Origin of the sequence: Acidovorax sp. PRC11, from assembly GCF_031844105.1 — a bacterium.
Lineage (GTDB): Bacteria > Pseudomonadota > Gammaproteobacteria > Burkholderiales > Burkholderiaceae_C > Paracidovorax.
Genome location: NZ_JAUZUQ010000020.1, coordinates 61,984 through 82,264, shown reverse-complemented (window position 1 = coordinate 82,264; position 20,281 = coordinate 61,984). Strand labels below are relative to the sequence as shown.

The following is a 20,281-nucleotide window of genomic DNA, read 5'->3' as shown; positions in this document are numbered from 1 at the left end:
TGAAATGGCGGTTTTCCTGTTCCGGCGGTGCCTGCAGAGTCTGCTGGTTATAGCCTTGATGTCGGTTCTGGTTTTCGTGGGCGTATACGCCATCGGCAATCCCATCGACATATTGCTGAGTCCGCAGGCGGACGCGGAAGAAGTGCAGCGGGTGACCGCTGCCCTGGGGCTGGATCAGCCATTGGCCGTGCAATACGGGCATTTCGTGGCCCGTGCACTGTCGGGTAATCTCGGCAATTCGTTCGTCCATAACACGCCGGCGGCGAGCCTGATCCTCGAGCGCATGCCCGCGACGCTCGAGCTGGCCGTGGTGGCCATGGCCATGGCGGTGGTGATCGGCATACCGCTCGGCCTGTGGGCGGGGCTGAGGCCGGACAGTGTTGCTGGCAGAACCATCCTGACCGGGTCGATCGTCGGCTTCTCCCTGCCGACCTTCTGGGTGGGGCTGATGCTGATCATGGTGCTGTCCGTGCAGCTGGGCTGGCTGCCTTCCAATGGCCGGGGCCAGACCGTGGAGGTGCTGGGCATCCCCCTGTCGATATTCACGCTCGACGGCTGGAAACACCTGCTCATGCCGGCGCTGAACCTGGCGTTGTTCAAGGTATCGCTGGTCATCCGGCTCACCCGTGCAGGCGCCCGGGAGGCGCTGCTGCAGGATTACGTGAAATTCGCCCGGGCAAAAGGCCTGTCGCCTTTCCGGGTGGTCGGCGTGCATGTGTTGAAGAACATCATGATTCCGATTATCACGGTGGTGGGGCTTGAATTCGGTTCCGTCATCGCATTTGCCGTGGTGACCGAGTCGGTATTCTCGTGGCCTGGAATGGGAAAACTGCTCATCGAGTCGATCAACCTGCTCGATCGGCCGGTGGTGGTGGCTTATCTGCTGGTCATCGTCAGCCTTTTCATATTCATCAATCTGGCGGTCGATATCGTGTATTCCCTCGTCGATCCCCGGGTCCGACTGGCGGACGCGGACGCCTGACTTCCCCTACTTTCCTCAAATACCCATGAATACCGGAATCGCCCGGGTGTTCCGCTCGTATGCGGACAGCTGGATCGCCCTGCTCGGCCTCTTCGTCCTGTGCGTATTCGCCCTCGGTGCCATTGCCGCGCCGTGGGTCGCTCCGCAACAGCCCTATGACCTGTCCCAGCTCAATCTGCTGGATTCCCGGCAGCCGCCCGACACCCCCTGGACCGACCGGCCCGGCAGGACGTACCTGCTCGGAACGGACGAGCAGGGTCGCGACATGTTCTCGGCCATCGTCTACGGACTGCGCATCAGCCTGCTGGTCGGGCTGTCGAGCACGGCCATCGCGCTGGCCATCGGCGGGGTGCTCGGGCTGATCGCCGGCTACAAGGGCGGATGGGCGGAGACGCTGATCATGCGCGCCGCCGACATCCAGCTCTCCTTCCCTGCCATCCTGATCGCGCTGGTCCTGCTGGCGGTGCTCGGCCAGGGAACCGGGAAGATCGTGGCCGCCCTGGTCGCGGTGCAGTGGGCCTACTACGCGCGCACCACCCGCAGCGCCGCCATCGTCGAAAGCCGCAAGGAATACATGGAGGCGGCCCGCCTGCAGGGCCTCTCGCACATCCGCATCCTGCTGCGCCACCTGCTTCCCAATTGCCTGCCCCCGCTCATCGTCGTGGCCGCGCTCCAGGTCGCTGCCGCGATCTCGCTGGAGGCCACGCTGTCGTTCCTGGGGCTGGGCCTGCCGATCACCGAGCCGTCGCTGGGGCTGCTGATCGCCAACGGCTTCCAGCACATGCTCTCCGGCAAGTACTGGATGAGCTTCTTTCCCGGCGTGGCCCTGCTGATGCTCATCGTCAGCATCAACCTCGTGGCCGATCAATTGCGCGATGTGCTCAACCCCCGGTTGCAGAAACAGTGACATGACCATCTCACCCCACACCGACAACACCCCCACCCTCATGGTCGAAGGGCTCAAGACCTATTTCTTCACCCGCGCCGGTGTCGCCAAAGCCGTCGACGACGTCAGTTTCACGCTGCGTGCGGGCGAGGTCATGGGGCTGGTCGGCGAATCCGGCTCGGGCAAGTCGATGACCGGCTACTCCATCGTCGGACTCGTCGACAAGCCCGGCGAAATCGTGGGCGGCCGCATCCTGTTCCGCGGCCGCGACCTCCGCGGCATGCCCGAGGCGCAGTTGCGCAAGCTCCGCGGCGACCGCATCGCCATGATCTTCCAGGATCCGATGATGACGCTCAACCCCGTACTGCGGATCGACACCCAGATGATCGAAGCGGTCCAGGCGCACGAACGGATCAGCCGCAGCGCCGCCCGGGAGCGCGCGCGTGACGCCCTGGTGCAGGTGGGCATTCCCGCACCGGACGAGCGGCTGGAGTCGTATCCCCACCAGTTCTCGGGCGGAATGAGGCAGCGCGTCGCCATTGCCATCGCGCTGCTCAACAAGCCGGATCTGATCATCGCCGACGAGCCCACGACGGCGCTCGACGTCACGATCCAGGCGCAGATCCTGTTCGAGATGCAGAAGCTGTGCCGCGACACGGGCACGTCGCTGATCTGGATCACCCACGACCTCTCGGTCGTCGCCGGCCTGGCCGACTCGGTGTCGGTGATGTATGCGGGAAAGATCGTGGAGCACGGCTCGACCCGCGACGTTCTCGAACACCCCATGCACCCGTACACCCAGGGCCTGATCGACTCCCTTCCGAGCCGCAATCCCCGCGGCAGGCCGCTCCACCAGATCAGCGGCTCCACGCCTGCGCTGCTGTCGCTGCCGACGGGCTGCGCGTTCCGTGAACGCTGCAAGGCCGCGTCGTCCGACTGCGGGCAGGTGCCGCTGCCGCAACACCTGCAGCGCCGCATCGTGCGGTGCTGGGCTCCCTTCACCGCTTCGGAGATCGAATGACAACGACGATGGCACCGGCACGTCCGCCCCTCCTGGAACTGCGGGGGATTTCCAAGCAGTTCACGCGCCGGCAGGACGTTGCCCACAAGCTTGCGGTGCGCCTGGGCCTCGCATCCCCGCCCCCCGTGGTGCACGCTGTTCAGGATGCCTCCCTCGCGATCCGCGCGGGCGAGGTCATCGGGCTCGTCGGTGAATCCGGCTGCGGCAAGTCCACGCTGGGCCGCGTCGCGGTCGGCCTCCACTCCCCCACGCGGGGGCAGGTGGCCTGGAAGGGCACTCCCATCGCGGAGTTGCCGGCCGCCGAGCGCAAGCGCGTGCAGCTCAAGATGCAGATGGTGTTCCAGGATCCGTATGCGTCGCTCAACCCGCGCCTTCGCGTGAACGACCTGGTGGGCGAGGCCGCCGTCGCCCATGGCCTGGTGCGGCGCCGCGAGCAGACCGGGTTCGTGGCGGAGCTGCTGCAGAAGGTCGGGCTCGATCCGGCGGTCGGCCAGCGCTTTCCCCACCAGTTCTCCGGGGGCCAGCGGGCCCGCGTCGGCATCGCCCGTGCGCTGGCGCTGCGATCGGAGTTCCTCGTGTGCGACGAAGCGGTCGCGGCACTGGACGTCTCCATCCAGGCCCAGGTGATCAACCTGTTCATGAAGCTGCGCGAGGAACTCGACCTGACCTACCTGTTCATCAGCCACGACCTCGGCGTGGTGCGCCACATCAGCGACAGGGTGGTGATCATGTACCTCGGGCGGATCGTGGAGACGGCCGATGCCGAGACGCTGTTCTCCCGGCCGAACCATCCCTATTCGCGGGCGCTGCTGGCCGAGGCGCCCACCCTGGAGGTGCGCAAGAAGCAGTTCATCGCCATCCGCGGAGAGATTCCGTCCCCGCTCAATCCTCCCTCCGGCTGCCATTTCCATCCGCGCTGTCCGCACGCGATGCCGCGCTGCGCGCAGGAGGTGCCCGCGCTGGTGCCTCTCGAGGACGGCCACCTGTCGGCATGCCATCTCAACGATACGCCATGACACCATCGGAACCCGCCCAGGCCATGCCGTCGGCGTCGACGCTCTCGATCCTCGAGACCCTCATCGCGTTCGACACGACGAGCCGCAACTCCAATCTCGCACTGATCCGCTGGGTGCAGGACTATCTTGCGCCCTTCGGCGCGGAGCTGCGGCTGACGTTCGATGCGGAGAAGCGCAAGGCCAACCTCTTCGCCACCATCGGCGGCGGTCCGCTGCCCGGATGGATCTTCTCGGGACACACCGACGTGGTGCCGGTCGACGGCCAGAACTGGGCCTCCAGCCCGTTCACTGCACACGTGCGCGACGGGAACGTCTACGGCCGCGGCGCGTGCGACATGAAAGGCTTCATCGCCTGCGTGCTGGCGGCGGTTCCGCGGATGCTCGCGGCCGGGTCGCCCGCGCCCTTCCACCTGGCTTTGTCGTACGACGAGGAGGTCGGCTGCATCGGCGTGCGGGACATGCTGGCCGACCTCGCGGACCGGCGGATCCGCCCCGCGGCATGCATCGTGGGCGAGCCCACGATGATGGGTCTGGTCGTGGCGCACAAGGGCCGCAGGGAAATGTGCTGCCGCGTCCGTGGCCGCGAAGCCCACTCGTCCCGCACGGACCTCGGCATTAACGCCATAGAGCATGGTGCCCATCTGATCGCCCAGGTGCAGCGCCTCGCCGGGATGGAGGCGGGAAGCGGGTACCGCGATCCGGGATTCGAATTGCCCTACACGACCCTGCAATGCAGCATGGTCGCCGGCGGCATCGCCCCCAACACGGTACCGGGGGACTGCCGCTTCAACGTGGAGGCGCGCTACCTTCCCGGGCAGGATGCGGAAGGCCTGTTCGACCGGCTGCGCTCCCACGGAGATGCCCACATTCTTCCGAAGATGCGAGCCGGGGACGACTCGGGCAGCATCGAATGGACGCTCGTGAACGATTCCCCGCCGTTCGCGATCCCGCCCTCCGACCCGCTGGTGGCCTTCATGCAGGAGATGACCTCCAGCGACCGCCTCCAGAGGGTGGCCTACAGCACCGAGGCTGGGCTTTTCCAGAACGCAGGTATTCGCACCATCATTTGCGGCCCCGGAAGCATCGAGCAGGCCCATCGCCCTGACGAGTTCGTTTCTCTGGCGCAGCTCGCCGCCTGCGAGGCATTCCTGGACCGCGTCATCGACAGCGGCATTCCGCGGGGTTTTGCGGGTTAATACCGAGAAGTTGCCAATAACCCCGATGGCATTCCGGCATGGAATGCAAAAGTGAATATTCGTCGATTGAGCCGCCGGGAGGCGCATGACACACTTCTCTTGTCCCTCAACTGAGAAGCGGAGAATAAAATGACCACAGCGAGACTCGGAAAAATACTGGCGGCCGTCCTGATTTCCATGGGTGCCGGCGTTGCATCGGCGCAGAACATGAGCGTGGGTGTTTCTGCCGACGTGACATCGATCGATCCGCATTACCATCTCTATTCTCCCAATCAGAATATCGCGGATCATGTTTTCGGTCGCCTGATCGAGCGCAACGACAAGCTGCGCATGCTGCCTGGACTGGCGCTGTCGTGGGCCGCCATCGACGAGCTGACCTGGGAATTCAAGCTGCGTCCCGGCGTGAAATTCCACGACGGGTCTCCTTTCACTGCCGAAGACGTGGCGTTCTCCATTCAGCGGGTTCCCAATATCAAGGATTCACCCGGCGGATTTTCCGTCTACACCAAGGAAATCGCGGAGGTGCAGGTCGTCGATCCGCTCACCGTCCGGTTCAAGACCGCCCGGCCGTATCCGCTGCTGCCCAATGACATGGCCGTGGTCCATATCCTGTCGAAGAAGAATGCCACGGGTGCGAACTCCAGCGATTTCAATTCCGGCAAGGCTGCCATCGGCACGGGGCCGTACAAGCTGGCGAAATATTCCCGCGGAGACCGCGTGGAGCTCACGCGGAACGAAGATTATTGGGGGAAGAAGCCTTTTGCGAAAAATCTGACATTCAAGATTCTCACGAACGACGCAGCCCGCGTGGCGGCCCTGCTGTCCAACGACATCCAGATGATGGACGCCGTGCCGGTGGCGGATCTCAAGCGCCTCAGCAATTCTCCCGACCTCGCGGTGGTGCAATCCGCCAGCACGCGCCTCGTATTCCTCTATCTGGACGTGGCGCGGGACCAGAGCCCCTTCGTCACGGACCGCGACGGCAAGCCGCTGCCCGGCAACCCCCTCAAGGACGTGAGGGTGCGGGAGGCGATCTCCCGCCTGATCGACCGGGAGATGATCCGCAGCCGGGTCATGGAGGGGGCGTCCCGGCCGGCAGCGCAACCCATGATTCCAGGGCTCGTCGGGTATTCGGAAGCGCTCAAGGTGACCGGCCCCGACGTGGAGGGTGCGAAGAAGCTACTCGCCGAGGCCGGGCTTCCGAACGGGTTCGGGATCACCCTGCACGGCACCAACAACCGATACGTCCAGGACGACCAGATCCTGCAGACCCTGGCCCAGATGCTGGGCCGGGGTGGCATTTCCGTGAAAGTCGAAGCGCAGCCAGCGGCCGTGTTCTTCCCCCGCAACAACCGCGGGGACTACTCGGTGTCCATGTCCGGCTGGGTGCCCGACACCGCAGAAGCCTCGTCGCCCCTGCGTGCGCTGCTGGCGACCCGGAACAAGGACAAGGGCCTGGGCGCCTTCAACTCCGGGGGCTACAGCAATGCCAAGGTCGATGCGCTGCTCGACAAGGCGATGGCGACCCTGGGCGATGCCGAGCGGGACAAGCTGCTGCAGCAGGCCACGGAACTGGCGATGCGGGATTTCGCCATCATTCCCCTGCACCACCAGGTGAACGTATGGGGCGCCCGGAAGAACGTCCGGCTCGCCGGCCGGGCCGAAGAGCGGACCTACGCGTTCGACGCGATCGTGCAGCCGTGAGCGCAGCGGCACCCGCCCCGGGTGCCGCACCGTCCGATCCACCAACGGCCGTCCGCCATGTCGTACCGCACAGCCTCCCTGACCGCTCTCGCCCTCGCGCTTGCCGCGTCGGCGATGCTGCCGGCCCGCGCCGCGCCGCCTGCACTCACCCCCATGCCCGCTTCCGACATCGTGGTCGGGCAATCGGCGCCGTTGAGCGGCCCGTTCGCCGCGCTGGGGCGCGACTACCGCAACGGAGCCCTGTTGGCCTTCGACGCGGCGAACCGCCAGGGCGGCGTCGCCGGGCGCAAGGTCCGGCTGGTCACCCTCGACGATGCCTATGCCGCCGACAGGGCGGAAAGCAACGCCAGGGCGCTGATCCACGAGCACAAGGCGGTCTGCTTCCTGAACCACATGTTCACCAACACGGTGCTGGCCAGCCTGCCGATCGCGTCCCGTGCGGGGGTGCCCTTCGTCGGTCCGTATACCGGGCATTCGAGCCTGTACCGGCAAACGGATCCGCTGCTGTTCGTGACCCGCGCGAGCTTCTCGGATGAGTTGAATGCCCTGGCCAACTATGCCTCCACCGTGGGATACGCGCGGGTGGGGCTGGTCTACTACGCCAACGAGGTGGGCAACGAATTCCGCGCCGAAGTCGAGCGCCGGCTGGCCCGCACCGGCACGCGGCTCGCCTCGGCGGCTGCGATGGAGGTCGGGGGCGAAGCGGAAAAGGCGGCCCAGGCGCTCGCCGTGAACGGCGAGGACGCGATCATCCTGGGGGTCTCGGGATCCGACGCAGTGCGCTTCATCCGCAGCCAGGCAGCGGGGGCGGCCCGGCGCCCGATCTATCTCGCCCGCAGCCTCGTGAGCAGCCACCAGCTGCATGCGGAACTGGGGCCGCTGGTGTCGGGTGTCGTGGTCTCCCAGCTCGTTCCCTCCCCGTTCAGGCCCAGTTCACCCCTGGTGCGGCAGTACCTGTCGCTGGTATCCCAGCGGGGGGGCGATGCCAGTCCGAGCTTCGTGGAATTCGAGGGCTTCATCAACGCGACGTTCCTGCTCTCGGTGCTGCGCCGCACCGAGGGAGACGTCACGCGTGCGAGCCTGGCCCGCGCCCTCGGCAGTTCCGGAAAGACGGACCTCGGCGGCTATGTGATCGACTTCACCGGCGGGAGCCGCTCCGGATCCACCTACGTCGAGCTGACGATGCTGCGGGCCGACGGCTCGTTCGCGCAATAAGACCTCATTCGGCGAAAGGCACCCGTGAACAGCCATCCATCCTTCACGGCCGGGCCCGGCCCGGCCCGGCGCGGGCAGCGGGCCCCGGGCTTCCTCTGGCGCAGGTTCGCCGGCGCGTTCGCCCTGATCGTCGCGCTGCTGCTGGCCGTGGCCGGAACCTCGTCCTGGCTCATGTCCGCCATCGCCGCCCACATGCGCGGCATCGTGGAAATCCACAACGCACAGGTCGGCCTGGCCAACCAGATGATCTCCTCGGTCGCAACCATGGGCAGCACGCTCCGCACGCTGACCCTGCTGACCGACCTCAAGGAGATCGACCGCGAGGCCCGGCTGCTGGGAGACGCCACCGCGCAGTACATGGAGAACGAATCGCGGCTGGCTGCCGCGATGGACGCGTCGCAGGCCACGGCCGCGGAAACCGGGCTGCTGGACGGCATCCGGACGTTCCGCGCACGGACCCTGCCGCCCATGCGCCAGGTTTCCGATCTGGCCGTGCAGGGGTCAAGCATCGAAGCCATCCAGATCCTGATGAAGGACGTCCGGCCCGTGGAGCTGCAGTGGCAGCAGGGGGTCGCGGCACTGGTCGCGCTCAAGACCGGTATGACCGCAGCCGCCTACGAGGAAGCGCTGGCCGTGGAGCGCCGTGCCCGGCAGGTGCTCGCGGCGGTATCCCTCGTGTCCGTGCTGCTCAGCGCATTCTTCGCATGGCGGCTGACGCAGAGCGTGGTCCGGCCGGCGTCGGTGGCCATCCATATTTCCCGGCGGATCGCGGAAGGCGACCTGACGACGCCGGTCCCGGGCCATGGCACCGATGAACTGGGACGGCTCATAGGTGCCATGGCCGCGATGCAGCAACACCTGCGCGGGCTCGTGGGAGGCATCCGGCTTTCCAGCGAGCGCATCGCCCATGCTTCGCAAGACATCGCGGCAGGCAACGGCGATCTCCGCGACCGCACCGATCTGCAGGCGGCCAGCCTGCAGAAATCCGCGGCAGGCATGGACCAGCTGGCCGTCGCCGTGCGCCAGAACGCGCTTTCTGCTCAGACCGCCGACGAGTTGGCCGCCGCTGCCTCCCGGGTGGCGCTTGAGGGCGGAGACCTGGTTACCCGGGTGATGGGCACGATGGAGGGGATTTCGGCGGGCGCCCAGCGCGTCGCAGCCATCACGTCCGTCATGGACTCCATCGCATTCCAGACCCATATCCTGGCGCTGAATGCCGCGATCGAGGCAGCCCGTGCCGGCACGCACGGGCGTGGGTTCGCCGTGGTGGCAGGCGAGGTTCAGACGCTGGCCCGGCGCAGCGCCGAGGCGTCCGGCCAGATCCGCGCTCTGATCGAGGCGTCCGTGCGGGACGTGCAGGGCGGCTCCGAACTCGTGGCCGCAACGGGGACCACCATGCAGGAAATCGTTCGTTCCACCCGGCAGGTCGCCGATCTCATGGAAGAAATCACCTCGTCGACCACGCAGCAGAGCGCCAGCCTCGGCCACATGAGCGACGAAATCCACCGCATCGACCGCGTCACCCAGCAGAACGCCGCGCTGGTCGAGCTGTCGGCCCATTCGGCCGCTTCCCTGCGGGACGAAGCCGAACGGCTTTCGGCCGCCGTCGCCGCTTTTTCGATCGGCCCCGCCGGTTCGGCCCGCCTGCCGGGCCTGCGTTGAGCATGGCGCACTACCGCGACCTGCTGGCACAGATCGATGCGTTGCTGCGGCCCACGCTGGGCGAGGGACGCGTCGCGGATTACATCCCCGAACTGGCGAAGGTGGCGCCCGACCAGTTCGGCATGGCGATCGCCACGCCGGACGGAGAGGTCGAAACGGTGGGGCAGGCCGCCACGCCCTTTTCGGTGCAGAGCATTTCCAAACTGTTCGCCCTGGTACTCGCCATCCAGACGGAGGGGGACGACCTGTGGGCCCGGGTAGGGCGCGAGCCGTCCGGCGCTCCCTTCAACGCGCTCGTCCAGCTGGATGCGGAGAAAGGCCACCCGCGCAATCCGTTCATCAATGCCGGCGCGCTGGTGGTGAGCGACGTGCTGTGCTCCCACTATGCCGTTCCCGAAAACGCGGTGGCGCAGTTCCTGAGCCGGCTCGACGGACGCCGGTTGATCCACTTCGACGAGCGTGTCGCCCGCTCCGAGCGGAACCACTGCGGGCGCAATGCAGCCATGCTCCACCTGATGCAGAGCTACGGGAACATCCGGAACCCGGTCGACCAGGTGCTGGGCGCCTACTGCAGGCAGTGCGCCATCGAAATGACGTGCGAGGAACTGGCGCGCGCGGTGACGTTCCTCGCATGCGGCGGGCGCGATCCCCGGACCGGCGAACAGATATTGCCGGCCGCCCACGCCAAGCGTGTCAATGCCTTGATGCTGACGTGCGGCACCTACGATGCGGCGGGGGACTTCGCCTTCCGCATCGGGTTGCCGGTGAAGAGCGGAGTCGGGGGCGGGATCGTGGCCGTCATGCCGAACCGGTGCGGGGTCTGCGTCTGGTCGCCCGCACTGGACCGGGCCGGCAACTCGCAGGCAGGCGCCAGGGCGCTGGAGCTGCTGACCACCCATACCGGATGGACCATTTTTTGATGCTGCGGGAGCCTGGCCAGCTTCGACGGGCGAGCAGTTTTGCTGAAAAGCGGTGCCGGTATTGGCGGCGCATGAAACGGCAAACAACGCAGAAAAAAGTGCCCGGGGAAGCCAGTCCTCATGACCTGCCGAATCCGTCGTCCTTGCCTGAAGCCCGGTCACACCGAGCACAGCCCCTCGAACCACGCCGCATACGGCGTGTTCTTCACCAGCTTGCGGTTCATGTCCGGCGTGCCGTCGCTCCACCACACCGGCCCACGCTCGCCCAGCGCCCATTTGGCACGGTTTACACGCGCACGGGCTTCGCGAACGGCCTGCCGGTTGCCGGCACGGCCCTGCACCCCGACGTCGCGCCGCGCCGCCATGAGTTCGGCGACGAGTGCCTCGCGCGTCTCCGGCGCGAGCGCCGGGTTGGACAGGCGCCAGAGCCGGCCGCGCACGACGAGGTAGCGGCCATCCGGCGTGCGAGGTGGCTCGCCTGGGCCATGGGCCTCGGCGTTCAAGCCGCCTTCCTCTCCTTTTCCTTTGCGTTCTCCTTGTCGTCCTTCTCCGCTTTCGCCGTTACCCGCTTGCGCGCCGCCGTCTTGCCGGCCGCCTTCTTAGCGGGCGCCTTGCGCGCAGGAGCCTTCTTTCCGCCGCTGCCACCGCTTGCACCACCCTTGAGGCTGCGCTGCAGCAGCGCCGTGAGGTCGATCACCTCGCCGGTCTGCGGGGCTTCCTCCTCGGGATCGAACACCGTCTTGGCCTCGCCGGCCTTCGCCTTCTTCTCGACGAGCTTCATCACCTGGATGCGGAACTCGTCCTTGAAGTCGGCCGGGTCCCAGGGGCCGGACATTTCCTCGACGAGCTGCCGGGCCATCTTGAGTTCTGCGGCGCTGAGGCTCTTCTTGCCCGCGGGCGGCAGATCGAGCGAGTCGAGCGTCTTCACCTCGTCGCCCCAGCGCAGCAGGTTGAGCACCAGCGCGGGCCCGGAGGGCACCAGGGCGGCCAGGTGCTGCTTGGTGGCGATGACGACCTTGGCCAGGCCGATCTTGCCGGTGGCGATGAGCGTCTCGCGCAGCAGCGCATAGACCCGGTCGCTCTTGTTCACGGGCGCGACGTAGTAGGGCCGCTCCAGGAAGATGAACGGCATCTCGTTCGCGTCGATGAAGCGCTCGATGGAGATGGTCTGCGTGGTCTTGGGGAAGACGGCCTCGATCTCGTCGGGGCTGATGACGACGTACTGGCCGTCTTCGTACTCCACGCCCTTGACGATGTTGTCCTTGTCGATTTCCTTGCCGGTCTTCTTGTTGATGCGCTTGTAGCCCACCGGGTCCATGGTGCGCTTGTCGAGCCAGTCGAAATCCACGCCCTGTTCGGTCGCGGCGGTGTGCAGCCCGACGGGGATGTGGACCAGTCCGAAGGTGATGGCGCCTTTCCAGAGGGTGCGGCTTCCAGTGGCCATGGGGGTTCTCCGATGCCGAAATCCGGGGGTTCCAGTGTCGCCAGCGCCGCGCGGGAGGCGTGTAGGCGGCGGCTTGCCGCAAGGGTAGGCATCGCCGGACGCTGCGGCCGCGTTGGCGGGGGCCGGCATCGCCTATGCTGGCGGAATGCCGACCGCGCTGCGCCCCATCGCCCTCCACGTGGAAGAACCCGCCGACGGCGACTTCCGCTGGGTGCTCGCCGAGCGCGACGCGCGCGGACGCTGGGCCGAGCTGGACCGTTCGGCGGCCCCGGCCGGCACCTACCGGCAGGCGATGGCCAATGGGCTGCTCGCGCTGCAGGCGCTGGCCGAGGACCTGGACACCGGGCCGCGCAAGGCGGTGGACGACGAGGCGGATGCCGATCCGGACGCCGATGCGGAAGACGGGCAGGCCAATGGCGACGCCGCGCCGAAAAAGCGCACGCTGTTCGGCTTCGGCCCCGCGACCTGAGCGGCCCGTGACCACGTTCCTGGCCGCGCTGCGCGGACTTTCCGATAGCATGCCCCGGATGCACCCCGTCTCCTTCCTTTCCTCCGAGCGGAGCCCCGCGCGGAACCGCCGCACGCCATGAACGCGGCCCTGTCTGCCGCCGGCATCGTCCTGGCCACCGTCGCGGGCATGGAGGTGTTCGCCTGGGCGGCGCACCGCTGGGTGATGCACGGCTGGGGCTGGGGCTGGCACCGCTCGCACCACGAGCCGCGCCACGGCCTGTTCGAGAAGAACGACCTGTACGCCGTGGTGTTCGCGGGCGTCGCCATCGTGCTGATCGCGCTGGGCACCTCCGGCCGCTGGCCGCTGCAGTGGATCGGCGCGGGCATGACGCTCTACGGCGCGCTGTATTTCTTCGTGCACGACGGGCTGGTGCACCAGCGCTGGCCCTGGCGCTGGGTGCCCCGCAGCGGCTACCTCAAGCGGCTCTACCAGGCGCACCGACTGCACCATGCGGTGCACGGGCGCGAGGGCTGCGTGTCGTTCGGCTTCCTGTGGGCGCCGGCGCCCGATCGCCTGAAGCAGCAGCTGCAGGTCGCGCAGGCGCAAGTGCAGGCTCAGGCCCGGCGCCAGGACGCGCGCCGGCCCTGAGCGCACCTGCGGGCGTCCGGGACCGCGCGATCCGCTTCAGGCCGGGCGGCTGAAGAGGTGCGCATCGCGCCCCGTGGTGCGGCGCACGCGCGAGGCCACGGCCTGCGCCGCCGCGGCGGCCACCCACCAGGCTTTCTCGGCGCCGTTGGTGCGCGCACGGGTGTCCCAGGCCGAGGGCCCGCGGGAGCGCACCTTGCGGCCGATGGACCGGTAGACGCTGCGGGCCGTGGCGATCGACCAGGCCGAGCGCAGCGGCAGCGCGGGCAGGCCGTCCAGCGCGGAGTCGTAGTAGGGCTCGGCCGCCAGCACCAGCCGATCTGCGATGCGGGCGAGCGCCGCGCGGTGCCGCGGGTCGTCCAGCGATGCGCCGGACGGGATGTCCTCGGCGGCCAGCCAGTCGGCGGGCAGGTAGACGCGGCCGATCGCGGCATCCTCGACGATGTCGCGCGCGATGTTGGTGAGCTGGAAGGCCATGCCCAGGTCGCAGGCCCGGTCCAGCGTGGCTGCGTCGCTGCGGCCCATCACCTGCGACATCATCACGCCGACCACGCCCGCCACGCGCCAGCAATAGGCGAGCGTGTCGTCGAAGGTGGCGTAGCGGTGGCCGGCCACGTCCATCGCGAAGCCGTCGAGGTGCGCCTCCAGGTGGCGCGGCGCCAGCCGGTGGCGGCGCACCACTTCGGCCAGTCCCATGAACACCGGATCGCCGGGCGGCCGGCCGTCGCAGGCGAGGCGGGTCGATTGCCGCAGGCCCGCGAGCCGCACGGCACCGTCCGCCCGCTGCCCGCCGCGCTGGCCTTGGCCGAGCGTCTGGCCGTCCACCACGTCGTCGCAGTGGCGGCACCAGGCATAGAGCATGACGGCACTGTCGCGCACCTCGGGCGAGAACAGCCGCACGGCCGCCGCGAAGCTCTGCGAGCCGTTGCGGATCGCCGCGGCGCCGTGGGCCACCACGCGGCGGTCGTGCACCAGCGGGCCGGCCGTCATGCGAACTCCTCGAGCATCAGGCCCGCGGTGGCCTTGGCGGAGCCCACCACGCCCGGCACGCCCGCGCCGGGGTGCGTGCCCGCGCCCACCACGTACAGGTTGGGGATGGCGGCATCGCGGTTGTGGGTGCGGAACCAGGCGCTCTGCGTCAGCACGGGTTCGAGCGAGAACGCCGAGCCCAGGTGCGCGTTCAGTTCGCCGCGGAAATCCTCGGGCGTGAAGATGCGGCTCGTCACCAGGCTGTCGCGCAGGCCCGGGATGTAGTGCTGCTCCAGGTAGTCGAAGATGCGCTCGCGCAGCCGCGGGCCTTCCACCGACCAGTCCACCGGCGCATTGCCGAGGTGGGGCACGGGGGCCAGCACGTAGTGGCTGGAGCAGCCGGGCGGCGCGAGCGAGGGATCGGTGGCGCAGGGCGTGTGCAGGTAGAGCGAGAAATCTTCCGGGATCGCGCTGCCGTGGAAGATGTCGTGGATCAGCTCGCGGTAGCGCGCCCCGAAGCACACGGTGTGGTGGCGCAGCTGCGGCTGCGGCCTGGAGAGCCCGAAGTGCACCACGAAGAGCGACATGCTGAACCGCTTGCGCCGCAGCCGCCGGGCTTCCGCCGCGCCGCGCGGGGTGTGGCCCAGCAACTGGTCGTAGGTGTGCACCACGTCGGCGTTGGAGGCCACCTGGTCCACCGCATGCCGCACGCCTCCGGACACCACGGCCGTCGCGCGCCCGCCCTCCACCTCGATGCGCTCCACCGGGGTCGAGAGCCGCAGGGTGCCGCCCATGTCCTCGAAGCAGCGCACCATCGCCTGCACCAGCGCGCCCGTGCCCCCGCGCGGGAACCACACGCCCCATTCGCGTTCCAGCGCGTGGATCAGCGCGTAGATCGAACTGGTCTCGAACGGGTTGCCGCCGACCAGCAGGGAATGGAAGGAGAACGCCTGCCGCAGCTTCTCGTTCTCGATGAAGGAGGCGACCTTGGAGTACACGCTGCGCCACGCCTGCAATTGCACCAGCGCGGGGCCCGCGGCCACCATGTTGCGGAACTGCAGGAAGGGCACGGTGCCGAGCTTGCGGTAGCCCTCCTCGAACACCGCGCGCGAATAGGCGAGGAAGCGCTGGTAGCCCTCCACGTCGGCGGGCGAGAGTGCCCGCAATTGGGCGTCGAGCGCCTCCTGATCGTTGGCGTAGTCGAGGGTGGAGCCGTCTTCCCAGCAGAGGCGGTAGAAGGGCTCCACCGGCAGCAGCTCCACGTAGTCGGACAGGCGCCGGCCGGAGAGCGCGAACAGCTCTTCGAGCGCCGACGGGTCGGTGATGACGGTGGGGCCCGCGTCGAAGGTGAAGCCCTGGTCGTGGTAGACGTAGGCCCGTCCGCCGGGCTTGTCGCGCGACTCGAACACCGTGGTCTGCACGCCCGCGGCCTGCAGGCGCATCGCGAGCGCGAGCCCGCCGAAGCCGGAGCCGATCACCGCGGCCGTGGAGTGCGGAGAGGACGTCGTGGAAGACGGGTGGTGCGGGGCTGGGTTCATGGAAGGTCGGCGGCGTGCGAAGGTGGAGGGGGCCCGCCGGCGGCAGGGACGGGAAGCAGCACGGCCCGCAGCGCGGACCGGATGGGCACCGGCGGGCGGCCGGTCACGATGCGGAGCTTGTCGGCCGTGCGCAGCCGGCCGGCGTAGAAGCGCGCGACGAGCGGCGCGGGCAGGCGGTAGAACCGCTCCATCACCACGCGCCGCTGCGCGGGTTCCGCGGCCAGGAACAGCATGCGGTTGAGCATCCGGAAGAAGCCGTTCGCGCGCCAGTGGCGCAGCGCATGGGCCCGCACGGCGCCGAACAGCCGCGCCGGATCGTGGAAGGTGGCGAGCGGCTGCGCCGCGAGGTGGTCCGCGAGGCGCACGGCCTCGGGCAGCGAGTAGCCGGTGGTCGGATGGAAGAGCGCCGCCGCCAGCCCGGCACGCGGCACGCCGCCGGCCGCAGCCCAGAGCGCGCGCGCATCGCCCGCCAGCGCGATCGGCAGCACGCCTTCTTCCTCGCGCAGCACCTCCCGCACGGTCCATCCGCGGGCGCGTGCATAGTCGGCGATGTGGCCGCGCAGCAGGTCGCGCGGCAGCGCCGCGCCATCGGCATAGACGGTGTCCTCGACCAGCACCGTGTCGTGCGAGAACGGCAGCAGGTAGACGAAGCGGTAGCCGTCCACCTGGTCGACGGTGGCGTCCATCAGGACCGGCGCGGTGAGGCCGTGGGGCGCGGCCAGCCGCAGTTCCTGGCCCAGGAATTTCTGGAAGCGCAGCGCGAGGTGGTCGGCGGGCGGCACGCCGCGCGCGTCGATCACGGCCCGCGCACGCAGCACGCTGCCGTCCGCGAGCACGGCATGGTCCGGCCCGACCGAGGCCACGGCGCAGTCCGTGCGCGCCGAGGCGCCGATCGCGCCGCGCAGCACGGTGTCGAAGCGCGCGGAAGTGACGCAGCCGTAGTCGCCGTCCAGGCGTCGCCGGTAGCCGGGAAAGCGCACCTCGTGCGCCGGCCAGTGGTGCGCGACGAAGGGCTGCACCCAGTGCTGCTGCGGCGGCGACAGGTCGGACGCGTGGAAGCACCAGGTGTGGTTGCCGCCCAGCGTGGGGCCGGATTCCAGCACCAGCACGCGCAGCGCCGGGTGAGCGCGGCGCAGGCGCCAGGCCAGCAGGCCGTTCGCCAGGCCGCCCCCCACGAGGAGCAGGTCGGCGTCGGGAGCGGCGCTGGGCGGCATGCCGGTCACCCCACCGCGCCGTGCACGGATGGCGCCTGCACCGCGGGGCGCGCATGCAGCGCGGCCTCCGCGAGGTCCGCCGCGCGCTGCGCCCCGCCGGCGGCGGCGATCTCCTGGCCGAGCACCCGGCTGCGCCGCGCGAATTCAGGCGCGTCCAGCAGCCGCCGCAGCGCGCGCCGCAGCGCCGCCACCGTGGCGAGCGGCGGCAGCAGCTTCACGCCGGTGCCCGCATGCACGATGCGCGCGGCCACGCCCGGCTGGTCGAACGCGATCGGCAGCGCCAGTTGCGGCGTGCCGGCCTCCAGCGCGTCGAGTGCGGTGTTCAGGCCCGCATGGGTGACCACCGCATCGGCCCGCTCCAGCGCGGCGCGCTGCGGCGCGAAGCCGGTCACCGCGGTGGCGCCGCAGCGCAGCAGCGCGTCCGCCTGGGCGGCATCGAGCTGGTCGCAGTGGGCGATCAGCAGCTGCACTCCCTCGGCACGGCAGGCGTGCGCGATGCGCTGGAAGAGCGCGAACCGGCCGCCCTGCAGCGTGCCGAGCGAGGCGAACACGAACGGGCGCGCGGCATCCAGCGGCAGATCGAGCGCGGGCTCCTCGGTGCGCGCGCCGCGCAGCGGCCCGACGTGGTGGAAATGCGGCTCCGGGGCCGCGCGCGGGAAATCGAAGCCCGCCGTGGTCTGGCTCAGCTGGGCAAGCGGCGAGAGGCAATCGGCCAGCGTGCGGCGGCCCCGCAGTCCCCAGTGCGCCGCATGCCGCCGGATCACCGCGTTGTGCGGCTCCATCAGCCAGTCGTACACGCGGCTGCTGCCCTCGTTCAGGCGCTCGCCGCGCGCGTCGGCCGCGTAGCCCCAGGGCATCACCGGCAGCGGAATGCGCGGATCGCGGTTCACGGGCAGCGCGCAGGCCACCGAAACGAAGGGCAGGCCCAGCCCATCGGCGAGCAGGCCGCCGGCGGCCTCCATCTGGTCGGCCACGATGGCATCGGCGCCGATGCGCTCGAGCACCGCCGGCGCCTCCGCACACAGCATGTCGGTGGCGCCCGCGACGTCGCCGATCACGCGCCGCAGGCCCAGCGGCCCGCCGGGGTTCGCGGCCCGCGCGACCACCGCCTCGACGCTGCCCGGCGGATGGGTGGACGCACCGACCGCATGGAAGCCGATGCGCGGATCGCGCAACTGCCGCGCCGTGTCGGCCCGGTCGATCCAGGACACGCGGTGCCCACGGTCGAGCAGCACCGTGCCCAGCGCTTCCAGAGCGCGCACGTGGCTGGTGAAGGGGGGGGCGACGAAGGCGAAGTGCATGGGCGTGCGGCGCTGCTTTCGCAAGAAGGCGCGCGCCGTTGATTGTGCGGGGGCAGGGCTGTAGGACACGGGCGCGAGTTGGCCGCAAGCGCGCATGCGGCCGCGCTTTAATGACTAAGGTGTGCCATCGCGGCCGTCACGGTCACCCACGCCTTTCATTTCCCGATCCATCCATGCTCGTTCCCCTGCCCGCCACGACTGCGGCGCCGGCCACTGCCGCGCCGCGTGCCAGCACGCCGGAGTCCCTGATCCGCGAACTCCGCTCGGCAGTGGAAACGCGGCTCGGCGAGTTGTTGCCGGACGCCCGCGGAGAGCGTGGCGGCGTGGCCGCGGCGATGCGCTACGGCGTGCTGGCCCCGGGCAAGCGCGTGCGGCCGATGATGGTGCTGCTCGCGGCACGCGGGCTCGGCGCGGACCCGCGCGGTCTGCTGGACGTGGCCTGCGCGCTGGAGATGGTGCATGCCGCATCGCTGTTCCTCGACGACCTGCCCTGCATGGACGATGCGCAGCTGCGCCGCAACCAGCCCACGGTGCACGTCGCCTATGGCGAAGACGTCGCGATGCTGGCGGCCGTCGCGCTGCTGGCCTGCGCCTGGCGCACCGCCGCGAAGGCCAACGGCCTTCCGCCGCGCGTGCGCACCGAGATGGTCGCCGTGCTGTCGGACGCCGTCGGCACCGACGGCCTGGTGGCCGGGCAGTACCGTGACCTGCACGAGGCCGGTCCCCAGCGCACGGCGGGCCATGCCGCCCACACGAACCAGCAGAAGACCGGTGCGCTCTTCACGGCGGCGTTCGAACTGGCGGCACTGGCCGCGGGATCGCCCCGGCGCACGCGCGAACTGCTGCGGGAAGCGGCCGACGCGCTCGGCCAGGCGTTCCAGCTGGCCGACGACCTCGCCGACGGCGAGCTGGACCCGGCCGTGATCGGCAAGGACTGCCACCAGGACGCAGGTAAATCGACGCTGGTGGCGCTGGTCGGCCCCTCGGGCACGCGCCGGCTTTTGGACGTGCAGCTGCGCCGCGCATGGGGCCTGCTGGACGAGGCCCTGCCGTCCGATACGGTGCTGGGCGCCTTCATGCAGGGCGTGTTCCGCTCCGCCGGCAGTGCGCCGCGTGCGGGCAAGCAGGCCGCCGGGCATTGACCGATCGCCGGGCGCCGGCCCGGAACCATCCGGCGGCGGTGCTGGGGAATGCCGCGCAGCGGAGCGCTCAGGAGGCGGCGGGCAGCCGGGACGCCAGCAGATCCGCCGAATACCGCAGCCGGCCGATGTCCGCTTCCGCGCGGATGCTTCGGCTGAAGCAGCACAGCGTGCCGTAGACCTTGCCGCCGGGCAGGCGCACCGGCGTGCTCAGGATGGTGCCCAGAGGATGGCCCGGGTCGGGCGCGCGGCCCGACTTCACGTAGGGCGCCGCGTTCTCCACGCGCTCCGGCAGCCGTCCCTCGATGACGTGGTGGCACCAGGTTTCCTCGACCGGATCGGACGTGCCCGCCGGCAGGGGCGAGAAATCCGGCGCGCAGTCGACCGCCTGGATGGTGCGGCGGCCGTCCGCGATCTGCGACACGAAGGCCACGTCCATCCCCAGCCGCGTGCGCAGCAGCCGCAGCACCGCGGGCACGGCCGAGGGCAGGTCGGGATCGGCGGAATCGCTGGTGGCGACCAGCAGTTCCGAAATCCGCACGTCCAGGTCGTCGGGGTTGTAGTCCAGGAACATGGAGGCCAGTCTAAGCCTGCGCCCGCGCCGGGTGCAAGAATGCCCCCAATGCTCACCCCGAACGCGGCACGCGGCACCTCGAGATGACGGCATCGCGCTGCTGCTCGCGCTGGGCCTCTTCGCGGTGGCCTATGCGCTCTACACGCTGAGCGGGTTCAAATCCGGCACGGCGATCGGCCCCGGCGCGCGGTCTGGCCGTTCGGGATCGTGGGCGGCGTGTTTCTCGGCCCTGTTCGGCAGCGGCTGTTTTCTCTGCGCGATCCACCTCGGCGGTCGCATCGCGCAGTCCGCGCGCTTGGGCGCGACCCAGTCCACGCGGTTCGGCGCCGTGGAACGAGGTCCTGCCAGCCGATCCCGGCCCTCCCGGTGGGTTACTGCGGGTGGTTCCATCGGATCTCCACGGT

The 20,281-nt window shown here is 69.4% G+C and carries 19 protein-coding genes; 12 read left to right on the top strand and 7 right to left on the bottom strand.

The genetic code is table 11. The annotated features are described in order from the left end of the window. The first annotated feature begins 4 nt into the window (after positions 1-4). The 9 genes from Q9R47_RS19650 to Q9R47_RS19610 all read left to right on the top strand — a co-directional run bounded on the left by Q9R47_RS19650 (position 5) and on the right by Q9R47_RS19610 (position 10,602). A complete protein-coding gene (locus Q9R47_RS19650; RefSeq protein ID WP_311234797.1) occupies positions 5-982 on the top strand; it encodes an ABC transporter permease in 978 nt (325 codons plus the stop codon). Between the two features lie 25 nt (positions 983-1,007). Beyond that, positions 1,008-1,889 (top strand): ABC transporter permease, encoded by an 882-nt coding sequence (locus Q9R47_RS19645; protein ID WP_311234796.1) that lies wholly within the window; start codon positions 1,008-1,010, stop codon positions 1,887-1,889. Position 1,890: 1 nt separating this feature from the next. After that, complete coding sequence (locus Q9R47_RS19640; RefSeq protein ID WP_311234795.1) at positions 1,891-2,889, top strand: ABC transporter ATP-binding protein; 999 nt, start codon at positions 1,891-1,893, stop codon at positions 2,887-2,889. After that, a complete protein-coding gene (locus tag Q9R47_RS19635) occupies positions 2,886-3,905 on the top strand; it encodes an ABC transporter ATP-binding protein (protein ID WP_311234794.1) in 1,020 nt (339 codons plus the stop codon). Before Q9R47_RS19640 ends, Q9R47_RS19635 begins: the two co-directional genes overlap by 4 nt. Further along, positions 3,902-5,101, top strand: a complete 1,200-nt coding sequence (gene argE, locus Q9R47_RS19630) for an acetylornithine deacetylase (protein WP_311234793.1) — start codon at positions 3,902-3,904, stop codon at positions 5,099-5,101. Before Q9R47_RS19635 ends, argE begins: the two co-directional genes overlap by 4 nt. 129 nt (positions 5,102-5,230) lie before the next feature. Next, positions 5,231-6,805 (top strand): ABC transporter substrate-binding protein, encoded by a 1,575-nt coding sequence (locus Q9R47_RS19625; protein ID WP_311234792.1) that lies wholly within the window; start codon positions 5,231-5,233, stop codon positions 6,803-6,805. Between the two features lie 57 nt (positions 6,806-6,862). Continuing rightward, positions 6,863-8,020 (top strand): ABC transporter substrate-binding protein, encoded by a 1,158-nt coding sequence (locus Q9R47_RS19620; protein ID WP_311234791.1) that lies wholly within the window; start codon positions 6,863-6,865, stop codon positions 8,018-8,020. A gap of 171 nt (positions 8,021-8,191) precedes the next feature. Continuing rightward, positions 8,192-9,682 (top strand): methyl-accepting chemotaxis protein, encoded by a 1,491-nt coding sequence (locus Q9R47_RS19615; protein ID WP_404977179.1) that lies wholly within the window; start codon positions 8,192-8,194, stop codon positions 9,680-9,682. A 2-nt stretch (positions 9,683-9,684) separates the two neighbouring features. Next, positions 9,685-10,602: a glutaminase gene (locus Q9R47_RS19610; RefSeq protein WP_311234789.1), complete on the top strand. Its 918-nt coding sequence runs from the start codon at positions 9,685-9,687 to the stop codon at positions 10,600-10,602. Positions 10,603-10,760: 158 nt separating this feature from the next. On the opposite strand, the gene Q9R47_RS19605 is transcribed toward Q9R47_RS19610, so the two are convergent. Next, positions 10,761-11,105 carry a hypothetical protein gene (locus Q9R47_RS19605; protein ID WP_311234788.1) on the bottom strand — a complete coding sequence of 115 codons (345 nt, stop codon included), beginning with the start codon at positions 11,103-11,105 and terminating at the stop codon, positions 10,761-10,763. Beyond that, the gene (locus tag Q9R47_RS19600) at positions 11,102-12,046 is read right to left on the bottom strand and encodes a Ku protein (protein ID WP_311234787.1); all 945 of its coding nucleotides are present in this window, start codon (positions 12,044-12,046) and stop codon (positions 11,102-11,104) included. Before Q9R47_RS19600 ends, Q9R47_RS19605 begins: the two co-directional genes overlap by 4 nt. A gap of 145 nt (positions 12,047-12,191) precedes the next feature. On the opposite strand from Q9R47_RS19600, the gene Q9R47_RS19595 reads away from it, so the two are divergent. Next, positions 12,192-12,515: a hypothetical protein gene (locus Q9R47_RS19595; protein ID WP_311234786.1), complete on the top strand. Its 324-nt coding sequence runs from the start codon at positions 12,192-12,194 to the stop codon at positions 12,513-12,515. A 117-nt stretch (positions 12,516-12,632) separates the two neighbouring features. Continuing rightward, positions 12,633-13,145, top strand: a complete 513-nt coding sequence (locus Q9R47_RS19590; protein WP_311234785.1) for a sterol desaturase family protein — start codon at positions 12,633-12,635, stop codon at positions 13,143-13,145. A 36-nt stretch (positions 13,146-13,181) separates the two neighbouring features. On the opposite strand, the gene Q9R47_RS19585 is transcribed toward Q9R47_RS19590, so the two are convergent. Genes Q9R47_RS19585 through Q9R47_RS19570 form a run of 4 tightly spaced genes read right to left on the bottom strand, consistent with a single transcriptional unit; the run spans position 13,182 to position 18,164 of the window. Beyond that, a complete protein-coding gene (locus tag Q9R47_RS19585) occupies positions 13,182-14,132 on the bottom strand; it encodes a phytoene/squalene synthase family protein (protein ID WP_311234784.1) in 951 nt (316 codons plus the stop codon). After that, the gene (locus tag Q9R47_RS19580) at positions 14,129-15,649 is read right to left on the bottom strand and encodes a phytoene desaturase (RefSeq protein ID WP_311234783.1); all 1,521 of its coding nucleotides are present in this window, start codon (positions 15,647-15,649) and stop codon (positions 14,129-14,131) included. Before Q9R47_RS19580 ends, Q9R47_RS19585 begins: the two co-directional genes overlap by 4 nt. Next, positions 15,646-16,863, bottom strand: a complete 1,218-nt coding sequence (crtY, locus tag Q9R47_RS19575) for a lycopene beta-cyclase CrtY (protein ID WP_311234782.1) — start codon at positions 16,861-16,863, stop codon at positions 15,646-15,648. Before crtY ends, Q9R47_RS19580 begins: the two co-directional genes overlap by 4 nt. A gap of 5 nt (positions 16,864-16,868) precedes the next feature. After that, complete coding sequence (locus Q9R47_RS19570) at positions 16,869-18,164, bottom strand: nucleotide disphospho-sugar-binding domain-containing protein (protein WP_311234781.1); 1,296 nt, start codon at positions 18,162-18,164, stop codon at positions 16,869-16,871. A gap of 173 nt (positions 18,165-18,337) precedes the next feature. On the opposite strand from Q9R47_RS19570, the gene Q9R47_RS19565 reads away from it, so the two are divergent. Beyond that, entirely contained in the window at positions 18,338-19,306 is a 969-nt protein-coding gene (locus Q9R47_RS19565) for a polyprenyl synthetase family protein (RefSeq protein WP_311234780.1), read from the top strand. A 67-nt stretch (positions 19,307-19,373) separates the two neighbouring features. On the opposite strand, the gene Q9R47_RS19560 is transcribed toward Q9R47_RS19565, so the two are convergent. Beyond that, positions 19,374-19,877: a GAF domain-containing protein gene (locus tag Q9R47_RS19560; protein ID WP_311234779.1), complete on the bottom strand. Its 504-nt coding sequence runs from the start codon at positions 19,875-19,877 to the stop codon at positions 19,374-19,376. Between the last annotated feature and the right edge of the window lie 404 nt (positions 19,878-20,281).